At 63.2% G+C, this 375-nt stretch carries 1 protein-coding gene; it reads left to right on the forward strand.

Translation table 11 applies throughout. From position 1 onward, the window contains the following. Window positions 1–225: addiction module antidote protein (locus ACR6JA_RS22650; RefSeq protein WP_494599704.1), on the forward strand; the 225-nt coding region annotated here is incomplete at its 5' end. Window positions 226–375: the final 150 nt, after the last annotated feature.

The raw sequence follows: 375 nt of genomic DNA on the forward strand, positions 1-375 counted from the left end.
GCCGCCGATCCCGATCCGGACGCCTTTCTCCAGGCGCTGGGCGATGTTGCCCGCGCGCGCGGTATCGGGGCCATTGCGAAGGAGACCGGCCTGGCGCGCACGAACCTGTACCGTGTGCTCGCGCCGGGCGCCAACCCAAGCTACCTGACGCTGCGTCGGGTCATGGACGCATTGGGCGTATCGCTCACGGCCGTCGCCAAGGGCAAGGACACGGCGCACGCATAGCGCCGCGCAAACAAAAAAGTGCCGGTGTCAATTCTTTCGCGCAAATCAAGAAGGACTTGAAACCGTATATGGGACAGTAGGTTAGCTCCTTTCGGGGCCGCTTAGAAGAAGAGCGGCGTTGTCGGCTAGGAGCGACATAGGAGCGTTGGG

It is taken from the genome of Cedecea sp. B1(4) (assembly GCF_059414925.1).